The sequence below is a fragment of the Variovorax sp. PBL-E5 genome (assembly GCF_901827185.1).
In the GTDB taxonomy this organism is placed as follows: Bacteria; Pseudomonadota; Gammaproteobacteria; order Burkholderiales; family Burkholderiaceae_C; genus Variovorax.
In genome coordinates, this window is record NZ_LR594671.1 from 2,966,234 (window position 1) to 2,980,204 (window position 13,971).

16 protein-coding genes and 1 other RNA gene are annotated in these 13,971 nt (G+C 64.9%); 5 read left to right on the plus strand and 12 right to left on the minus strand.

The features are described from left to right. Positions 1-8 precede the first annotated feature (8 nt). Positions 9-458 (minus strand): ribonuclease HI, encoded by a 450-nt coding sequence (gene rnhA / locus WDLP6_RS14405; RefSeq protein WP_162567861.1) that lies wholly within the window; start codon positions 456-458, stop codon positions 9-11. Continuing rightward, positions 455-1,249, minus strand: coding sequence for a class I SAM-dependent methyltransferase (locus WDLP6_RS14410; protein ID WP_232077066.1), 795 nt, complete (start codon positions 1,247-1,249; stop codon positions 455-457). The genes rnhA and WDLP6_RS14410 overlap by 4 nt, the downstream gene beginning before the upstream one ends. Between WDLP6_RS14410 and WDLP6_RS35085 the strand changes: the two genes are divergently transcribed. After that, positions 1,248-1,424, plus strand: coding sequence for a hypothetical protein (locus tag WDLP6_RS35085; protein ID WP_232077067.1), 177 nt, complete (start codon positions 1,248-1,250; stop codon positions 1,422-1,424). The two genes, WDLP6_RS14410 and WDLP6_RS35085, sit on opposite strands and share 2 nt — an antisense overlap. Further along, a complete protein-coding gene (locus WDLP6_RS14415) occupies positions 1,421-3,073 on the plus strand; it encodes a transglycosylase SLT domain-containing protein (protein ID WP_162592875.1) in 1,653 nt (550 codons plus the stop codon). The genes WDLP6_RS35085 and WDLP6_RS14415 overlap by 4 nt, the downstream gene beginning before the upstream one ends. 13 nt (positions 3,074-3,086) lie before the next feature. Here the strand turns inward: WDLP6_RS14415 and WDLP6_RS14420 are convergent, their stop codons facing one another. The 7 genes from WDLP6_RS14420 to dnaX all read right to left on the minus strand — a co-directional run bounded on the left by WDLP6_RS14420 (position 3,087) and on the right by dnaX (position 9,211). Then, entirely contained in the window at positions 3,087-3,920 is an 834-nt protein-coding gene (locus WDLP6_RS14420) for an ABC transporter permease (protein WP_162567863.1), read from the minus strand. Between the two features lies 1 nt (position 3,921). Next, a complete protein-coding gene (locus WDLP6_RS14425; RefSeq protein WP_162567864.1) occupies positions 3,922-4,737 on the minus strand; it encodes an ABC transporter ATP-binding protein in 816 nt (271 codons plus the stop codon). 48 nt (positions 4,738-4,785) lie between these two features. After that, the gene (locus WDLP6_RS14430; protein WP_162592876.1) at positions 4,786-5,820 is read right to left on the minus strand and encodes an ABC transporter substrate-binding protein; all 1,035 of its coding nucleotides are present in this window, start codon (positions 5,818-5,820) and stop codon (positions 4,786-4,788) included. 115 nt (positions 5,821-5,935) lie between these two features. Further along, entirely contained in the window at positions 5,936-6,325 is a 390-nt protein-coding gene (locus WDLP6_RS14435) for an MAPEG family protein (protein WP_162592877.1), read from the minus strand. A gap of 20 nt (positions 6,326-6,345) precedes the next feature. Beyond that, entirely contained in the window at positions 6,346-6,939 is a 594-nt protein-coding gene (gene recR / locus WDLP6_RS14440; protein ID WP_162567867.1) for a recombination mediator RecR, read from the minus strand. A 13-nt stretch (positions 6,940-6,952) separates the two neighbouring features. Next, a complete protein-coding gene (locus WDLP6_RS14445; protein WP_012747441.1) occupies positions 6,953-7,285 on the minus strand; it encodes a YbaB/EbfC family nucleoid-associated protein in 333 nt (110 codons plus the stop codon). A gap of 39 nt (positions 7,286-7,324) precedes the next feature. After that, a complete protein-coding gene (gene dnaX / locus WDLP6_RS14450; RefSeq protein ID WP_162592878.1) occupies positions 7,325-9,211 on the minus strand; it encodes a DNA polymerase III subunit gamma/tau in 1,887 nt (628 codons plus the stop codon). Positions 9,212-9,333: 122 nt separating this feature from the next. On the opposite strand from dnaX, the gene ffs reads away from it, so the two are divergent. The 3 genes from ffs to WDLP6_RS14465 all read left to right on the plus strand — a co-directional run bounded on the left by ffs (position 9,334) and on the right by WDLP6_RS14465 (position 11,965). After that, positions 9,334-9,430: signal recognition particle sRNA small type (gene ffs / locus WDLP6_RS14455), an RNA gene on the plus strand. Between the two features lie 97 nt (positions 9,431-9,527). After that, complete coding sequence (locus tag WDLP6_RS14460; protein WP_162592879.1) at positions 9,528-11,249, plus strand: DUF6538 domain-containing protein; 1,722 nt, start codon at positions 9,528-9,530, stop codon at positions 11,247-11,249. Positions 11,250-11,251: 2 nt separating this feature from the next. Further along, positions 11,252-11,965, plus strand: coding sequence for a hypothetical protein (locus tag WDLP6_RS14465; RefSeq protein WP_162592880.1), 714 nt, complete (start codon positions 11,252-11,254; stop codon positions 11,963-11,965). A gap of 54 nt (positions 11,966-12,019) precedes the next feature. Here WDLP6_RS14465 and WDLP6_RS14470 read toward each other — a convergent pair whose 3' ends face one another. The 3 genes from WDLP6_RS14470 to WDLP6_RS14480 all read right to left on the minus strand — a co-directional run bounded on the left by WDLP6_RS14470 (position 12,020) and on the right by WDLP6_RS14480 (position 13,906). Beyond that, positions 12,020-12,796, minus strand: coding sequence for a hypothetical protein (locus WDLP6_RS14470; protein ID WP_162592881.1), 777 nt, complete (start codon positions 12,794-12,796; stop codon positions 12,020-12,022). 250 nt (positions 12,797-13,046) lie between these two features. Next, complete coding sequence (locus WDLP6_RS14475; protein WP_197910163.1) at positions 13,047-13,622, minus strand: BRO-N domain-containing protein; 576 nt, start codon at positions 13,620-13,622, stop codon at positions 13,047-13,049. Further along, on the minus strand, positions 13,619-13,906 hold the full coding sequence (locus WDLP6_RS14480; protein ID WP_162592882.1) for a hypothetical protein: 288 nt from the start codon (positions 13,904-13,906) through the stop codon (positions 13,619-13,621). The genes WDLP6_RS14475 and WDLP6_RS14480 overlap by 4 nt, the downstream gene beginning before the upstream one ends. Positions 13,907-13,971 lie beyond the last annotated feature (65 nt).

Sequence of the window (13,971 nt, forward strand, 5' to 3'; positions counted from 1 at the left end):
CGCGCCCCTCAGAGCCGCCCCAGCGCCCGCTGCACGCCCTTGTTGGCCAGTGCATCGGCACGTTCGTTGCCGGGGTCGCCGGAGTGCCCCTTGACCCAGCGCCATTCGATCTGATGTCCGCCTTCGGCCACCAGTTTGTCGAGTTCCTGCCAGAGCTCGACATTCTTGACCGGCTGCTTGGTGGAGGTTCGCCAGCCCTTGGCCTTCCAGCCGCGAATCCATTCGGTGATGCCCATGCGCACGTACTGGCTGTCCAGATACAGGACGACCTTGCACGGCCGCTTGAGCGCACCCAGGCCCTCGATCACCGCCTTGAGTTCCATGCGGTTGTTGGTTGTGTTGAGCTCCCCGCCGAACAGGTCCTTCTCCGTCTCGCCCGACTTGAGCCATGCGCCCCAGCCGCCGGGGCCGGGGTTGCCCTTGCAGGCGCCGTCGGTGTAGATCTGCACTTCGTTCAAAACCCGTTTCCTTCCTGTTGTCGTTGTCGATGGCTGTGGTCGTGGTGCAGCTTGCCCGCGATCGGGACCGGTGCGCTGGCGCGCGAGGCCGCGCGGCGCCAGTCGGTGCTCAGAAGCCGCATGCCGCGCACCCGCTTGACCGCCACCAGAAAATAGACTGCGCCGAAGATCGGCCACCAGCGCTCGCCCGCGGTGTCGAACCAGCGGCAGCGTTCCAGCCAGGCGTCGCTGCGCACCGCCGGCCGGTAGATGCCGAAACGCCCCGACTCGACCTCGAAGCTCAGGAGCCGCAGCCAGTCGCGCATGCGCCGGTAGCCGATGAAGTCGCCGGCATCGGGCAAAAAGAGCTCGCCGAAGCCGAGCTGCCGATAGAGCTGCGCGCGCTGCTGGCGCAGGCCCCACAGGCTGGCAGGATTGAAGCCGCAGATCACGACCCGACCCTCCGGCACCAGCACGCGCTCGACCTCGCGCAGCGTCGCATGCGGATCGGGACTGAGTTCGAGCGTGTGCGGCAGCACGACCAGGTCGAGGCTGTTGGCGCCGAAAGGCAGCGCCGCGAAATCGGTGACCAGCGCGCTGCGCGCCGCCAGGGCCGGATCGGAAAGCGCCAGCCAGCGATACGGCATGCGGTTGGCGCGCAGCCCTTCGACCTCGCCCAGCCCGAGCTGCAGCGCGTGGTAGCCGAACACGTCCGCCACGGCCTGGTCGTACTGGGCCTGTTCCCACGCCAGCAGGTAGCGACCCGGGGGGGTCGCTAACCATTCATGCAAACCTATAATTTGACCGCTCATGACCCTCGTTCCGCCGCCCACCTTTGCCGACAACGGCCTTCAGCAACTGGGCGCGATTCTAGTCACGCCCCCTCACATCCCCCTTCGCAGCCGCGAAGCCTCCATCCTTCGCGCGGCCCGCGTCCACGCCAACGTGTTCGCGGCCCCGCGCCAATGGAAAAACGACTTTCGATGAAATTTATCCTTGCTGCCTGCCTCGCAGGCTCGCTGTTCCTGGCGGGCTGCGCGAGCACCACCGGCACGGGCTCCTCTTCTTCCGGCACCTCGGCCACCGGCGCGCCCGCCTATGCCGGCGGCGCGCTCAAGCCCATCACCACCAGCGAGACGAAATCGCGCACCATCGTCACGCTGGCGCCGCCTGCCGACATGTGGGACCGCATCCGCCGCGGCTTCAAGATGCCCGATCTCGACAACGACCTCGTGCACGAGCGCGAGCAGTGGTATGCGAGCCGGCCCGACTACATGCAGCGCATGACGGAGCGCTCGAGCCGCTACATCTTCCACATCGTCGAGGAACTCGAACGCCGCGACATGCCGACCGAACTCGCGCTGCTGCCCTACATCGAGAGCGCCTTCAACCCGCAGGCCGTGTCCAGCGCGCGCGCGGCCGGCATGTGGCAGTTCATGCCCGCCACCGGTACCGACTTCGCCCTCAAGCAGAACATCTTCCGCGACGACCGGCGCGACGTGATCGCGTCCACCCGCGCCGCGCTCGACTATCTGCAGAGGCTCTATGCCCAGTTCGGCGACTGGCAGCTCGCGCTGGCCGCCTACAACTGGGGTGAAGGCAACGTGGCACGCGCGGTCGCCAAGAACCAGCGCGCAGGCCTTCCGGCCGGCTACGAAGACATCAGCATGCCGGCCGAGACGCGCCTCTACGTGCCGAAGCTGCAGGCGGTGAAGAACATCGTGGCCAACCCCGAGCGCTTCAACACCGAGCTGCCGCTGATCGCCAACCACCCCTACTTCCAGACCGTCACGCTCAAGCGCGACCTCGACGTCTCGCTGGCCGCGAAGCTGGCCGACGTCAACATCGAGGATTTCCGCGCGCTCAATCCTTCCGCGCACAAGCCGGTGCTGCTCGCGGCCGGCACGCCCGAGATCCTGCTGCCGTGGGACAACGCCGCGCTGTTCCAGCGCAACTTCGAGGCCTATTCGCAAGGGCAATACGCCAGTTGGACCGCGTGGACGGTCCCGGCCACCATGACCGTGGCCGATGCGGCCCAGCGTTCCGGCATGAGCGAGGCCGATCTGCGCAGCGTCAACAACGTGCCGCCGCGGATGCTGATCAAGGCCGGATCGACGCTGATCGTGCCGCGCGGCGCGCGCGTGCAGGAAGACGTCGCCGCGGTGATCGCCGACACCGGCCATCTGAACTTCGAGCCCGAGATCGTGACACGGCGCACCGTCATCCGCGCCGGCCGCAAGGACAGCGTGGCCAGCATCGCGCAGCGCCTGCGCCTGAGCCCGGCCCGCGTGGCCGAATGGAACGACGTCAAGCCCAATCACGTGTTCCAGCGCGGCTTCGAAGTGGTGGTGTACCTGCCGGTTCGTGCCGCGCGCGCGGCCAGCGTGGGCACCGGCACGCCGCACGGCCACGTGGGCGCCAGCATCCTCCAGCGCACCAGTGCATCGAAGATGAGAGCTTCGTCGAAGGCAGAGGTGCACGCCAAGGCCTCCGCCGCATCCGGGAAGGGTGCGTCGCGTGTCAAGGCGCACGCCTCGGTCTCCGCCAAGGCCACCGTGACCAAGGTGCCCCGATCGAGCAGCAAAGAGGTGGTGCGCGAAAAGCGCGGCGGCACGCCGTCGAAGAAGAAGCGCTGAACCAGCGCCGCGTTCAGAGCTTTTCGGTCTCGCCGCTGCGCGGCTGCCATTTCATCAGCCGCTTCTCGATCACGCTCACGAAGCCGTCGAGCGCGAGCGCGAAGGCCGTCAGCACCACGATGCCGGCGAACACCGTGTTGACATCGAAGGTGCCTTCGGCCTGCAGGATCAGGTAGCCGACGCCGCGCGCCGAGCCCAGGTACTCGCCCACCACCGCGCCGACGAAGGCCAGGCCCACGGAGGTATGCAGGCTCGAGAACACCCAGCTCGTCGCGCTCGGCAGATACACCGTGCGCAGCAGCTGACGCTGGTTGGCGCCCAGCATGCGCGCATTCGCCAGCACCACCGGACTCACTTCGCGCACGCCCTGGAAGACGTTGAAGAAGACGATGAAGAACACCAGCGTGATCGCCAGCGCCACCTTGCTCCAGATGCCCAGGCCGAACCAGAGCGCGAAGATCGGCGCCAGGATCACGCGCGGCATCGAGTTCGCGGCCTTGATGTAGGGCTCCAGGATCAGGCTCGCAGTCGGCGCCAGCGCCAGCCAGAGGCCGCAGGCGAGGCCCAGCAGCGTGCCGATGCCGAAGGCCAGCACGGTCTCGATCAGCGTGGTGCCCAGGTGCAGGTAGATGTCGGCATGGCCCGGCAGCCCTTCCGGAAACAGCGCATTCGGCGCCACGTCGAAGGGCAGGAACCAGCTCCAGATCCGTCCCGCGACCTCGATCGGCTCGCCAAGGAAGAAAGCGAACTGCTGGTTGCGCGAAGCCAGATGCCAGGCGACCAGCAGCACGACGAGCAGCCCGACCTGCCAGTAGCGCGCATTGCTTTCATGAGGAGCCAGGCGCATGTCAGGCCACCTTCTTCAGTTGCTGCGCATAGCCCTTGAGCACCTCGTCGCGCAGCACGTTCCAGATCTGCGTGTGCAGTTCGACGAAGCGCGGATGGGTGCGCACCTCGGCCACGTCGCGCGGACGGTCGAGGTCGATGGCGAACTCGCCGATCGGATGCGTCGCCGGTCCGGCCGACAGCACCACCACGCGGTCGCTCATCGCGATCGCCTCGTCGAGGTCATGCGTGATGAACAACACCGCTTTCTTCTTCGCGGCCCAGAGTTCGAGCACTTCGTTTTCCATCAGCTGCCGGGTCTGGATGTCGAGCGCGCTGAAGGGCTCGTCCATCAGGATGATGTCCGGGTCCAGCGCCAGCACCTGCGCGAGCGCGGTGCGTTTGCGCATGCCGCCCGAGAGCTGGTGCGGGTAGCGGTCGCCGAAGCCCGTGAGCCCGACGCGCGAGAGCCACTGCTGCGCATGCGCCCTCGCTTCGGCATCGGGAACGCCGCGGTACTGCAGGCCGACCATCACGTTGTCCAGCGTGCTGCGCCAGGGCATCAGCGCTTCGCTCTGGAACATATAGCCGGCGCGTGCGTTGACGCCGGCGAGCGGCTGGCCGAAGACCTTGATCGTGCCCGACGAGGGCTCCAGCAGGCCGGCGCCGACGTTGAGCAGGGTCGACTTGCCGCAACCCGTGGGTCCGACCACCGAGACGAACTCGCCCTCGCGAATGCGCAGCGTGGTGTCGGCGACGGCGGTGTAGCGCTGGCTGTGATCGTCCTTCGAGCGAAAGGTGCAGCTGATGTCGAGGAGTTCGAGTGCGTAGTCGGACATGGGGTGGCAAGAAAAAACCCGGCCGAAGCCGGGTTGCAGACGTTCCGGTCAGGCTTTGAATCTGTCCTTGGCGCGCCGCGCAAAATCGTTGGTATAGATCTTCGAGAGGTCGATCTTGTCGGCCTTCACCGTGGGGTCGAAGCTCGCGATCGCGTTGAGCGCGGTCTGCGGGCCTTCGGACGGGACCAGCCCGTCGATGGCGATGGCTTCGCGCACCTTGTCGAAGGAGGCCAGATACAAGGCGCGGTCGCCGAGCAGATAGGTTTCCGGCACGGTCTTGATGATGTCGCCGGGGCCCGCGCTCTGCAGCCACTTGAGGCCGTGCACGATGGCATTGGCCAGGGCCTGGCAGGTGTTGGGATTCTTCTGGATGAACTCGGCCGACGCATACAGGCAGGCGGCCGGCATCGGGCCGCCGAACACCTCCTGCGTGCCCTTGAGCGTGCGGGTGTCGCTGATGATCTTCACGTCGCCCTTCTGCTCGAGCATGGTCATCACCGGATCGGTGTTGCTGATGGCGTCGATCTGGCCCGAACGCAGCGCCGTCAGCGCGCCAGCAGCGACGCCCACGCCGATGTAGCTCACGTCGTTGGCCTTCAGGCCCGCGCGCGACAGCACGAGGTTGGACACCATGTTGGTCGACGAACCCGGTGCCGAGACGCCGATCTTCTTGCCCCTGAGATCGGCAATGCTCTTGTAGCCGGGCATGTTCTTGGTCGAGACGCCGATCGCGATCTGCGGCGCACGGCCTTGCAGTACGAAGCACTGGAAGAACTGGTTCTTGGCCTGCAGATTGATCGTGTGCTCGAAGGCGCCCGAGCAGACGTCGGCCGAGCCGCCGACCACCGCCTGCAGCGCGCGCGAGCCGCCCGCGAAGTCGGAGATCTCGACGTCGAGCCCTTCGGCCTTGAAGTAGCCGAGCTGCTCGGAGATGGTGAGCGGGAGGTAGTAGAACGCGGCCTTGCCACCGACCGAAATGGCGATCTTGGTCTTCTCGAGCTTGGCTTGCGCATGGACCAGCGGCACCGCGACGGAAGCGGCACCGAGCGCTGCGGCGGCAGTGAAAGTACGGCGATTGAGCATGTAGTTTTTGCCTTGAGGGCTTTGGATTTCCTGAGTTCGAATCGAGCTTAGGGGCGGCCCACCATGCCTGCATCGGGAACATCCCGTGCGGGTTTCCACGTAAGCATGAAGACCGCTAGCGGCCGACGAAAAGGATCGCGATATTGACCGCGAATGCGAGCGCCCAGACCGCGCTGCGCGCCGCGCCCGCGCCCTTCACGTAGAGCGCGATGTAGACGATGCGCAGCAGCACGTAGGCCGCGGCCAGCATGTCCAGCCGTGCCTGCGCAGCGCCGAGCTGGCGGGCGATGATCACCGCGCCGATGAAGAACGCCAGCCCTTCGAAGCTGTTGGCCTGCGCACCGTTGGCCCGCGCACGCCAGCCGCTCTGGCGCGCACCCCATTCGCGCGGTGCCTGGTTGTCGCGCGGCCCGAAATTGCCCGCCTTCGCGATGTAGGCCGATGCGTAGGGCAGCAACGCAGCGGCCAGAACGCACCAGTAAGCCAGCGGCAGCGAAAAGCTCATGCTCGTCTCCAGGAATGCAATCAGCGGCGATCGACCAGCGCATGGGCGATGGTGCCGAGGTCGACGTATTCGAGTTCGCTGCCGGCCGGCACGCCACGCGCGAGCCGCGTCACCGTGAGGCCGCGCTGCTTCAACGCCTCGCCGATGACGTGCGCCGTCGCTTCGCCCTCGGCAGTGAAATTGGTGGCGAGGATCACTTCGCTCACCGTGCCGTCGAGCGCGCGCTCGAACAGCCGTGCCAGGCCGATGTCCTTCGGCCCGATGCCGTCGAGCGGACTGAGCTTGCCCATCAGCACGAAGTAATAGCCGCGAAACACGCCCGTGCGCTCGAGCGCCGCCTGGTCGGCCGGCGTCTCGACCACGCACAGCTTGGTGGCATCGCGGCGCGGGTCGAGGCACACACTGCACACCGGTGCCTCGGTGAAGGTGTTGCAGCGCTCGCAATGCCGCACTTGCGTGGCCGCCTGCTGCAAGGCGCGCGCAAGCAACTGCGCACCCTGGCGGTCATGCTGCAGCAGATGGAAGGCCATGCGCGAAGCCGACTTGACGCCGACGCCGGGCAGCCGCCGCAGCGCGTCGACCAGCGCGTCGAGCGAGCTCGAATCGGCCGCCATCAGAGGGCGGGCATCAGAACGGCAGCTTCATGCCGGGAGGCAGGCCCGGCATGCCGGCGGTGAGCTTGCCCATCTTCTGCTCGCTGGTCTCCTCGGCCTTGCGCACCGCGGCGTTGAAGGCTGCAGCCACGAGGTCTTCCAGCATGTCCTTGTCGTCGGCCAAGAGGCTCGGGTCGATGGTGATGCGCTTGACGTCGTGCTTGCACGTCATCACCACCTTCACCAGGCCGGCACCGGATTCGCCCTCGACCTCGATGGTGGCCAGCTCTTCCTGCGCCTTCTTGAGGTTGTCCTGCATCGCCTGCGCCTGCTTCATGAGGCCGGCCAGTTGTCCTTTGTTGAACATCGTTGATCCTGTGTCGTTGATTGGAAGAAAAGAAAAAGCTCAAGCGGGCCGCAGCGTACCCGGGACGATCTTCGCATCCCAGTCGCGCATCATCGACTGCACCTCGGGATCGCTGCGTATCGCTTCCTCGGCCACGCGCTGGCGCTCCTCGGCCGCCTGCCTGTTGCGGCGCGCCGGGCTGTCGGCGACGCTGCCGATCTCGATCGCGATCCGGATCTCGTGCCCCAGCGCCGCGAGCGCAGCCTGCAGTTTCTCGCGGCTGGCCGTCTGGTTGAGCGATTCGCGCTCGACGCGCAACAGCCACTGGTCGACATCGCGCGCCACCAGCTGCGACTGCAGCGCGAGTTCGCGCGCCAGCGCCGTGATGGCCTCGGCCGCGACCATGCGCGTGACGATCGCATGCCAGAAGTCGCCCTCCTCGGTGGGGACGATGGGTGCCGAGACGGCGCCCGGCATGCTCTCGCGCGGCGCCTCGCGCGCGCCGGGCGGCGGCTGCACGCGCACCTGCATCGCCATGACCTTCGCGGCCGCGGGGCCGGCATCCGCAGCCGCGGCCGGTCTCGGGGGTGCCGAGGCAGCGAGTGCGGGCGCGTGGAGGACAGGCAAGCGCTGGCCGGGCGGCGCAGTCGATGCGGCAGGCGCCGCCGTGCGTGCTGGTGCCGGTTCCGAGGGTGCGGGTGCTGCCGGTGAAGGCGAAGGCGCATCACTGCGCGAACGCACCGCATCGACGGCCTCGGCGCTCACTGCGCCGGCAGTCGGGGCGGGCACCACGGCGCGCGGCGCTTCATTCAGAGTTTTTTTTTCCGCGCTGGCCGTGTCGGCCGGCTTGAAGGCCAGCAGCCGCAGCAGCACCATCGTGAGCGCCGCGTACTCGTCGGGCGCCAGACCCAGTTCGCCGCGGCCATGCAGGCAGAGGCTGTAGAGCAATTGCGTTTCGTCGGCCGGCATCAGGGCGGCGAGACGCGCGGTCTCTGCCGCATCCGGGTCGGTCGCATTGTCGGTCTCGGCACGCGACGGCACGGCCTGCAACACCGCCATGCCCTGCAGCACGGCGGTCATCTCCTCGAGCATGGAAGCGGCGGAAAAGCCATCGCGGCGCAAGGCCTCGGAGGTCTCGACCACCGTCTTGCCGTCGCCCTGCGCCAGCGCCTCGATCAGATGGAACACATGGCCGCGGTCGACGCTGCCGAGCATCTGGCGCACACCGACTTCGAGCAGCTCGCCGTTGCCGAACGCGATCGCCTGATCGGTGAGCGACAGCGCATCGCGCATCGAGCCGCGCGCGGCCCGCGCGATCAAGCGCAGCGCATGCGGCTCGGCCGGGACCGCTTCGGTCTGCAACACCTGCGTGAGATGTTCGAGCACGGTTTCGGGCGCCATCGGCCGCAGGTTGAACTGCAGGCAGCGCGACAGCACGGTGACCGGCACCTTCTGCGGATCGGTCGTGGCGAGCACGAACTTGAGGTACTCGGGCGGCTCCTCCAGCGTCTTCAGCATCGCGTTGAAGGCATGGCCGGTGAGCATGTGCACTTCGTCGATCATGAAGACCTTGAAGCGGCCCTGCACCGGCTTGTAGACCGCCTGCTCCAGCAGCGCCTGCACCTCGTCGACGCCGCGGTTCGAGGCGGCATCGAGTTCGGTGTAGTCGACGAAGCGGCCGCTGTCGATGTCCTTGCAGGCCTGGCACACGCCGCAGGGCGTGGCGGTGATGCCGCCCTGCCCGTCCGGCCCCTGGCAGTTGAGCGACTTGGCCAGGATGCGCGACACCGTGGTCTTGCCGACGCCGCGCGTGCCGGTAAAAAGATAGGCGTGATGCAGGCGCTGCGAGGTCAGCGCGTTCTCGAGCGCCTGGACCACATGCTCCTGGCCCACCATCTCGCTGAAGGTCTTCGGACGGTGTTTGCGAGCGAGCACGAGATAAGCCATCGGCGCATTTTAGGTCGCGCGCCGGGCGAACATTCCTGCGCGCCCGCACGCGGCCGACGATTCCTCGCGCGCCGCAAACCCCGCTGGCACCTCGGTGAATCCGCTCGCCTACAATGCAGGCTGACGGGCCTCCCCGCATGGTGAAGTGGCCAACCGGGTCAGGTGGGGAACCAAGCAGCCCTAACTGCGTAGTCAGTGCCGGGGGTAAGGCTCGTCAACCTCATTCCAAAAAGCCTTTTGTTCTCAAGAACTTAAGCGCTGACAAGGGGTTACGAGCCCCTGACTGTAGAACCTAACTGTAGAACCTCGCACAGCCATGACCTTGGAGAAAGACATGGCAAGCACCCTCACGGGTTTGAATCAGCGCGGCTCCCGTTGGTACATCAACATCGTCGTTCCACCTGACCTTCGCGAGGTCTACGGCAAGCGTGCGATGAACATTGCGCTTGGCACCAGCGACCGCCGAGAGGCCACCCTACAGGGCACCGTGAAGCGTGCCGAGTGGCTCGCCGACTTCGAGGCCACGCGCAGCGAACTCAACCCCTCGCCGGTGGACGCGATAACGCCTGACATGGCTGCGCTCCTGGCCGCACGCATCCGCGCCGTTGTGCTCGGTCGCGATGACTTTCTTCGTTCCGATCTGCCGATGCTCGCTGAGATGGCCCGCGTGCGGCGCAGCCGCGTGCGCTTGAGCATTCCACAGGCCACCCCTACCGAGCGCCGTGTCGATGACCTGAGCGGGGCCACGGAGGATGAACGCGGGGAACTGGTTGACTTGAACGCCTACCTGGATGGCAAGGCCGCTGTATCACTTGCAAGCCGGAACCTCGCTCGGGTGTTGCCGCATGTGCAAGCGGAGGCTGCAAAACTCGGGGTCTCGTTCGATGTGAAGACGCCGGGGGCTCGCGATGCCCTTCTCGCATGTTTGAAGGCGTACCGCACGGCGCACAAGGAGGTGAGCCTGAGGGACGCCGGGGAAGTCATCGACACGCCCGTAGTCCTCACGACGCCGAAGGCACTGAAGACCGCAAAGGCACGCACCCTACGCGATGTGTTCGGCAAATGGAAAACCTCAGGTGACTCCCCCCGCTCCGCCGACTCCATCGCGGCCTATGACCGCGCCCTGAAGCAATTCGAGGGACAACATAAGGGCCTCGCGCTGGCCGACATCACGCGGGAGATCGGCGATACCTACCGGACGTGGCTCCGTGAAAACTGCGCTACACCAAAGACCGCACGAGACCGCCTCACCGCGATCAAGTCGCTTCTGAAGTTCGCGCACGAAACCCTTGAATGGCTTCCTCGACAACCATGGCGGGGCCTGGACATCAAAGCGCCGACGACAAACAAACGGAGGCCGTGGTCGGATGAAGAACTGAAGGCCCTATTCACCTCGCCCTTGCACACTGCGTATTCCCTTCCTGATGCCCGCTATGGTGGCCGAGAGGCGGCGTATTGGATTCCCCTCCTGGGGCTGTTCACGGGTACTCGCTTGGGTGAACTCTGCCAACTGCGAACTGCTGATGTGCAGAAGGTCGAGGGCATCAACGTCTTGGTGCTGACGAACGAAGGCGAAGGCCAGAGCATCAAGAGCGATGCGGGGCACCGAAGCGTGCCGATTCACAGCGAACTCATCAGGCTCGGCTTTCTCAAGTACGTGGAGACCGTCAAGAAGGCCCGTAGCGACTCCCTATGGCCGTCTCTACCGCTGCGCGAGGGGAAACCAAGCGACTTCTTCGGGCGCTGGTTCAAGGACCATCGCAACGCCTTGGGCCTCACTGGCACACGGCCCGACTTCCATTGCTTCCGCCACACGGTGCGCCCGCTGATGCGCAAGGCGGGGCATAGCGAGGGGACGATGGACAAGGTGACCGGGCACAAGACGGTCGGCAGCATCGGTACTGTGGTCTATGACCATCGCACGCTGAGCGAGGTTCAGGAGGCCGTGGAGGCGATCCGATATCCAGCCCTGAAGTTGGCCGTTGTGGGGGTCGTAAACTCGCCCGAACAGAGGCGCACCGCCGCGCCCGGAAGTTGACCATGGAAGATGTGCGACAGATTTTCAGCCTTCTGCTCGGAGCATTGGTAGTCGGATTCTTAGTCTTCGTCGGCATTACTTCTTCCAAGATGGACAAGGCCCTGAAGATCGCCGAAACCAAGAAAAAGTCAGATGCACGGGAGACTGCGGCGAAAGCTATCGAGGCCCAAGTGGAACTCGCTGAGCAAGCGTCCCGGCTGCTTCCAGATGTCGAGGGCGCAATAGATCTTCTGAAGACTCAATATGGATGGCGCGAGTTGGTCGAGACGATTGGGGTGCGGGGAAGACAGCTTGAATTGCTTCGATCTCTGCCGTCGTTTGGCACCGAAAACGTTCACCTTCCGAACATGCAAGCGGACCAATACAGTAACGACGAGCACCGCGTGGCTCGGCGAATCAACAGTATCACTACGCCGGCTGACGACGTTGGCTTTTGGGGCGATGACGCCTTCGCACAAGAGCCCACGGCTGCCATGCTTAAGGACTTAGTCACCGCAGGATTCGTATCAGTTGCCAAGCCAATCACGAAAAACGCACGAGACTTTGAATGCACGTTGACAGTAGATGGCCGAGCGTTGGCTAAGCTTGATGCTCGTTTCTATCGAGACTGCGACGAGCGCCATCTGTTGTGGAGCCCTCCTCCGGCTCAATCCGTTCTCATTGTTCGCTCAGTCTTGCAAGGCTGCATACGAGTGACAAGAGAAGAAGATGAATGAAGACAATGGAGCCCCGAAGGATGCTCGGAGGTTCATTCCCAAGATGGACAGTCGTCAGGGGCTTTCGCTGTCGAGCACGTCGAGATAGCTATCTAGCAACTTCTTGCCGAACGTTCTGGCCTCTACCAGTTCGGCTTCCGTAGCGTCCCGCAGTGAGCCGGCGTTCTCACCGCGATGTCGTCCCTGTCGTAGCGGCTCCCCGTTGCACAGCAAGCCGAACCGGCCCCAATTCTTGGCGCTTACCCCAAGCGCGGCTTTTGCTTCGCGGTCCCCGCCAAAGCGGGTTGCCAGGGCATCGCGAAGCTCGTACAGATGAACGAGTTCGTTGTCAGGGTCTCTAACTGCCGCTTGAAAGCTGCGCAGCAATACGCCAAGTAGAGGGTCCGTCGAATGCCCGACGACCCGGTTCTCAAAGGCTCGCGTCTCCTCACGGCTGGCTTGCTCTGAGTCATACACCACGTTGCCCGCAGGATCAGTGATGCGGACACTGGGCCTGTGGCCGGTGATCGTGATGGCGCCCGCTCGAAGCTCCATGGAGATGGCGCGAGTTCCATCAGGGCGAACCTTGATCACGGTCGAACCGGAAAGCTCGAAGGGCTGGTGCCGCAGCACTTGCGCCGCCCGAAACCTGCTCTCAAGTTCTTGGTGAATTTTTTCCCGTACCACTTCATCGGCCGCGTATTGCAGCCCGTCGATACGCGCCTCCGCCTTCCCATCTTCGAGGGACCACGTGTAGCCTTCACGCGTTGCCGTGACGGGTCCCCCGAAGAAGTCAGCGGGTGTGAAGTGCCATTCGAGGATGACGTGCGAATAGGTGATGTCGTCGGCCATGCGCTCAGTATGCAACCGAGCACCGGGGGGGGGGCTTTGCCCCACGGCGGACAGATACTCTCAGAGACGCTATCATTTTGATAGCAAACCCTACCGAAGCCCTCAGAGCCCCGCCAAGGCTCCATCAGGAGCCGCAGCACCCAACCCCTTCGATGCGCCGAATAGACGCACCAAGGGGCAGGAGAGAGGCTTCCCGCAAGCCTATGCTTACCGTAGCCTTCACCGCACGGGGGTGTGGCACCCGCTTTGCTCACCGCAAAGACGACAACGCTCCATCCAGCCCTGACGAAGCCGCTGAAGCAACCACCGAAACCGGGAGACCCATTTCTTTGGCGACCTTCGCGACGGCCGCATTGGCACCCGCCCGGCGCTTCTTGTCGGAAGCCCAATGGTCATGCTCCGTCTCGCGGTCGTATCGCCTGAGGGCCTCCTGCGTTGCACTCCGAACGATGGCGTAGAGGTTCGCTTGGGCAGAGGCCGAGAGGTGCTCCGCACCGTTCCCATACGCTCCATGCTGGCGGATGGTTGGCAGGACCACCGAGGTGACCCACTTCTTGAATGCCTTCGCTTCAGGCTTGTGGGACCCGAGGATTGCCGAGTACAGCCCCGATTCGTTGATGAGCGTGACGCCTCGCGAACCAAAACCGGCGATCTGCAGGTTTTGCTTTTCGTCGTCGTCCAGGCGCTTGGTCATCTCGAATGCGTCGGAATAATCCAGCGCCTTCGATACATCCATGGCAAGCAACCATGCCTCGCCACCTCGCCCGAGGGAACGCAACTTCATGCCGGGTGCAAATGTGAAGACTTGAAGGGACGGGCCGCTCATGCTGCCCTGCCTTCCTTGTCGATGAAGCGCAGCGCCTGCGCACCAGAGGGCCTCGCCATGGTCATCATCTCGTGCGCCGCTCGGCGGTTGATTTGATAGACGAGATGCGACCTCAGGATGCGGTCCACGGCGGCGGCGTTGGTGAGGCGCTCGCCGGTCTTCTGCTCGTGCTCGCGGATGTAGGTCTTCAGTCCGCCGAAGGTCGAATTGCGGAAGGTGGTCGAACGAACGATGAGGACTTCCTCGCTGAGGTTCGGGGTGGTCGGTGGAATATGTTCTTGCATTGGAAGTTGAATGGATTGGAGAAAAGAAAAAGCCCCGCAGGACGCCATAGAGACGCCGAGCGGGG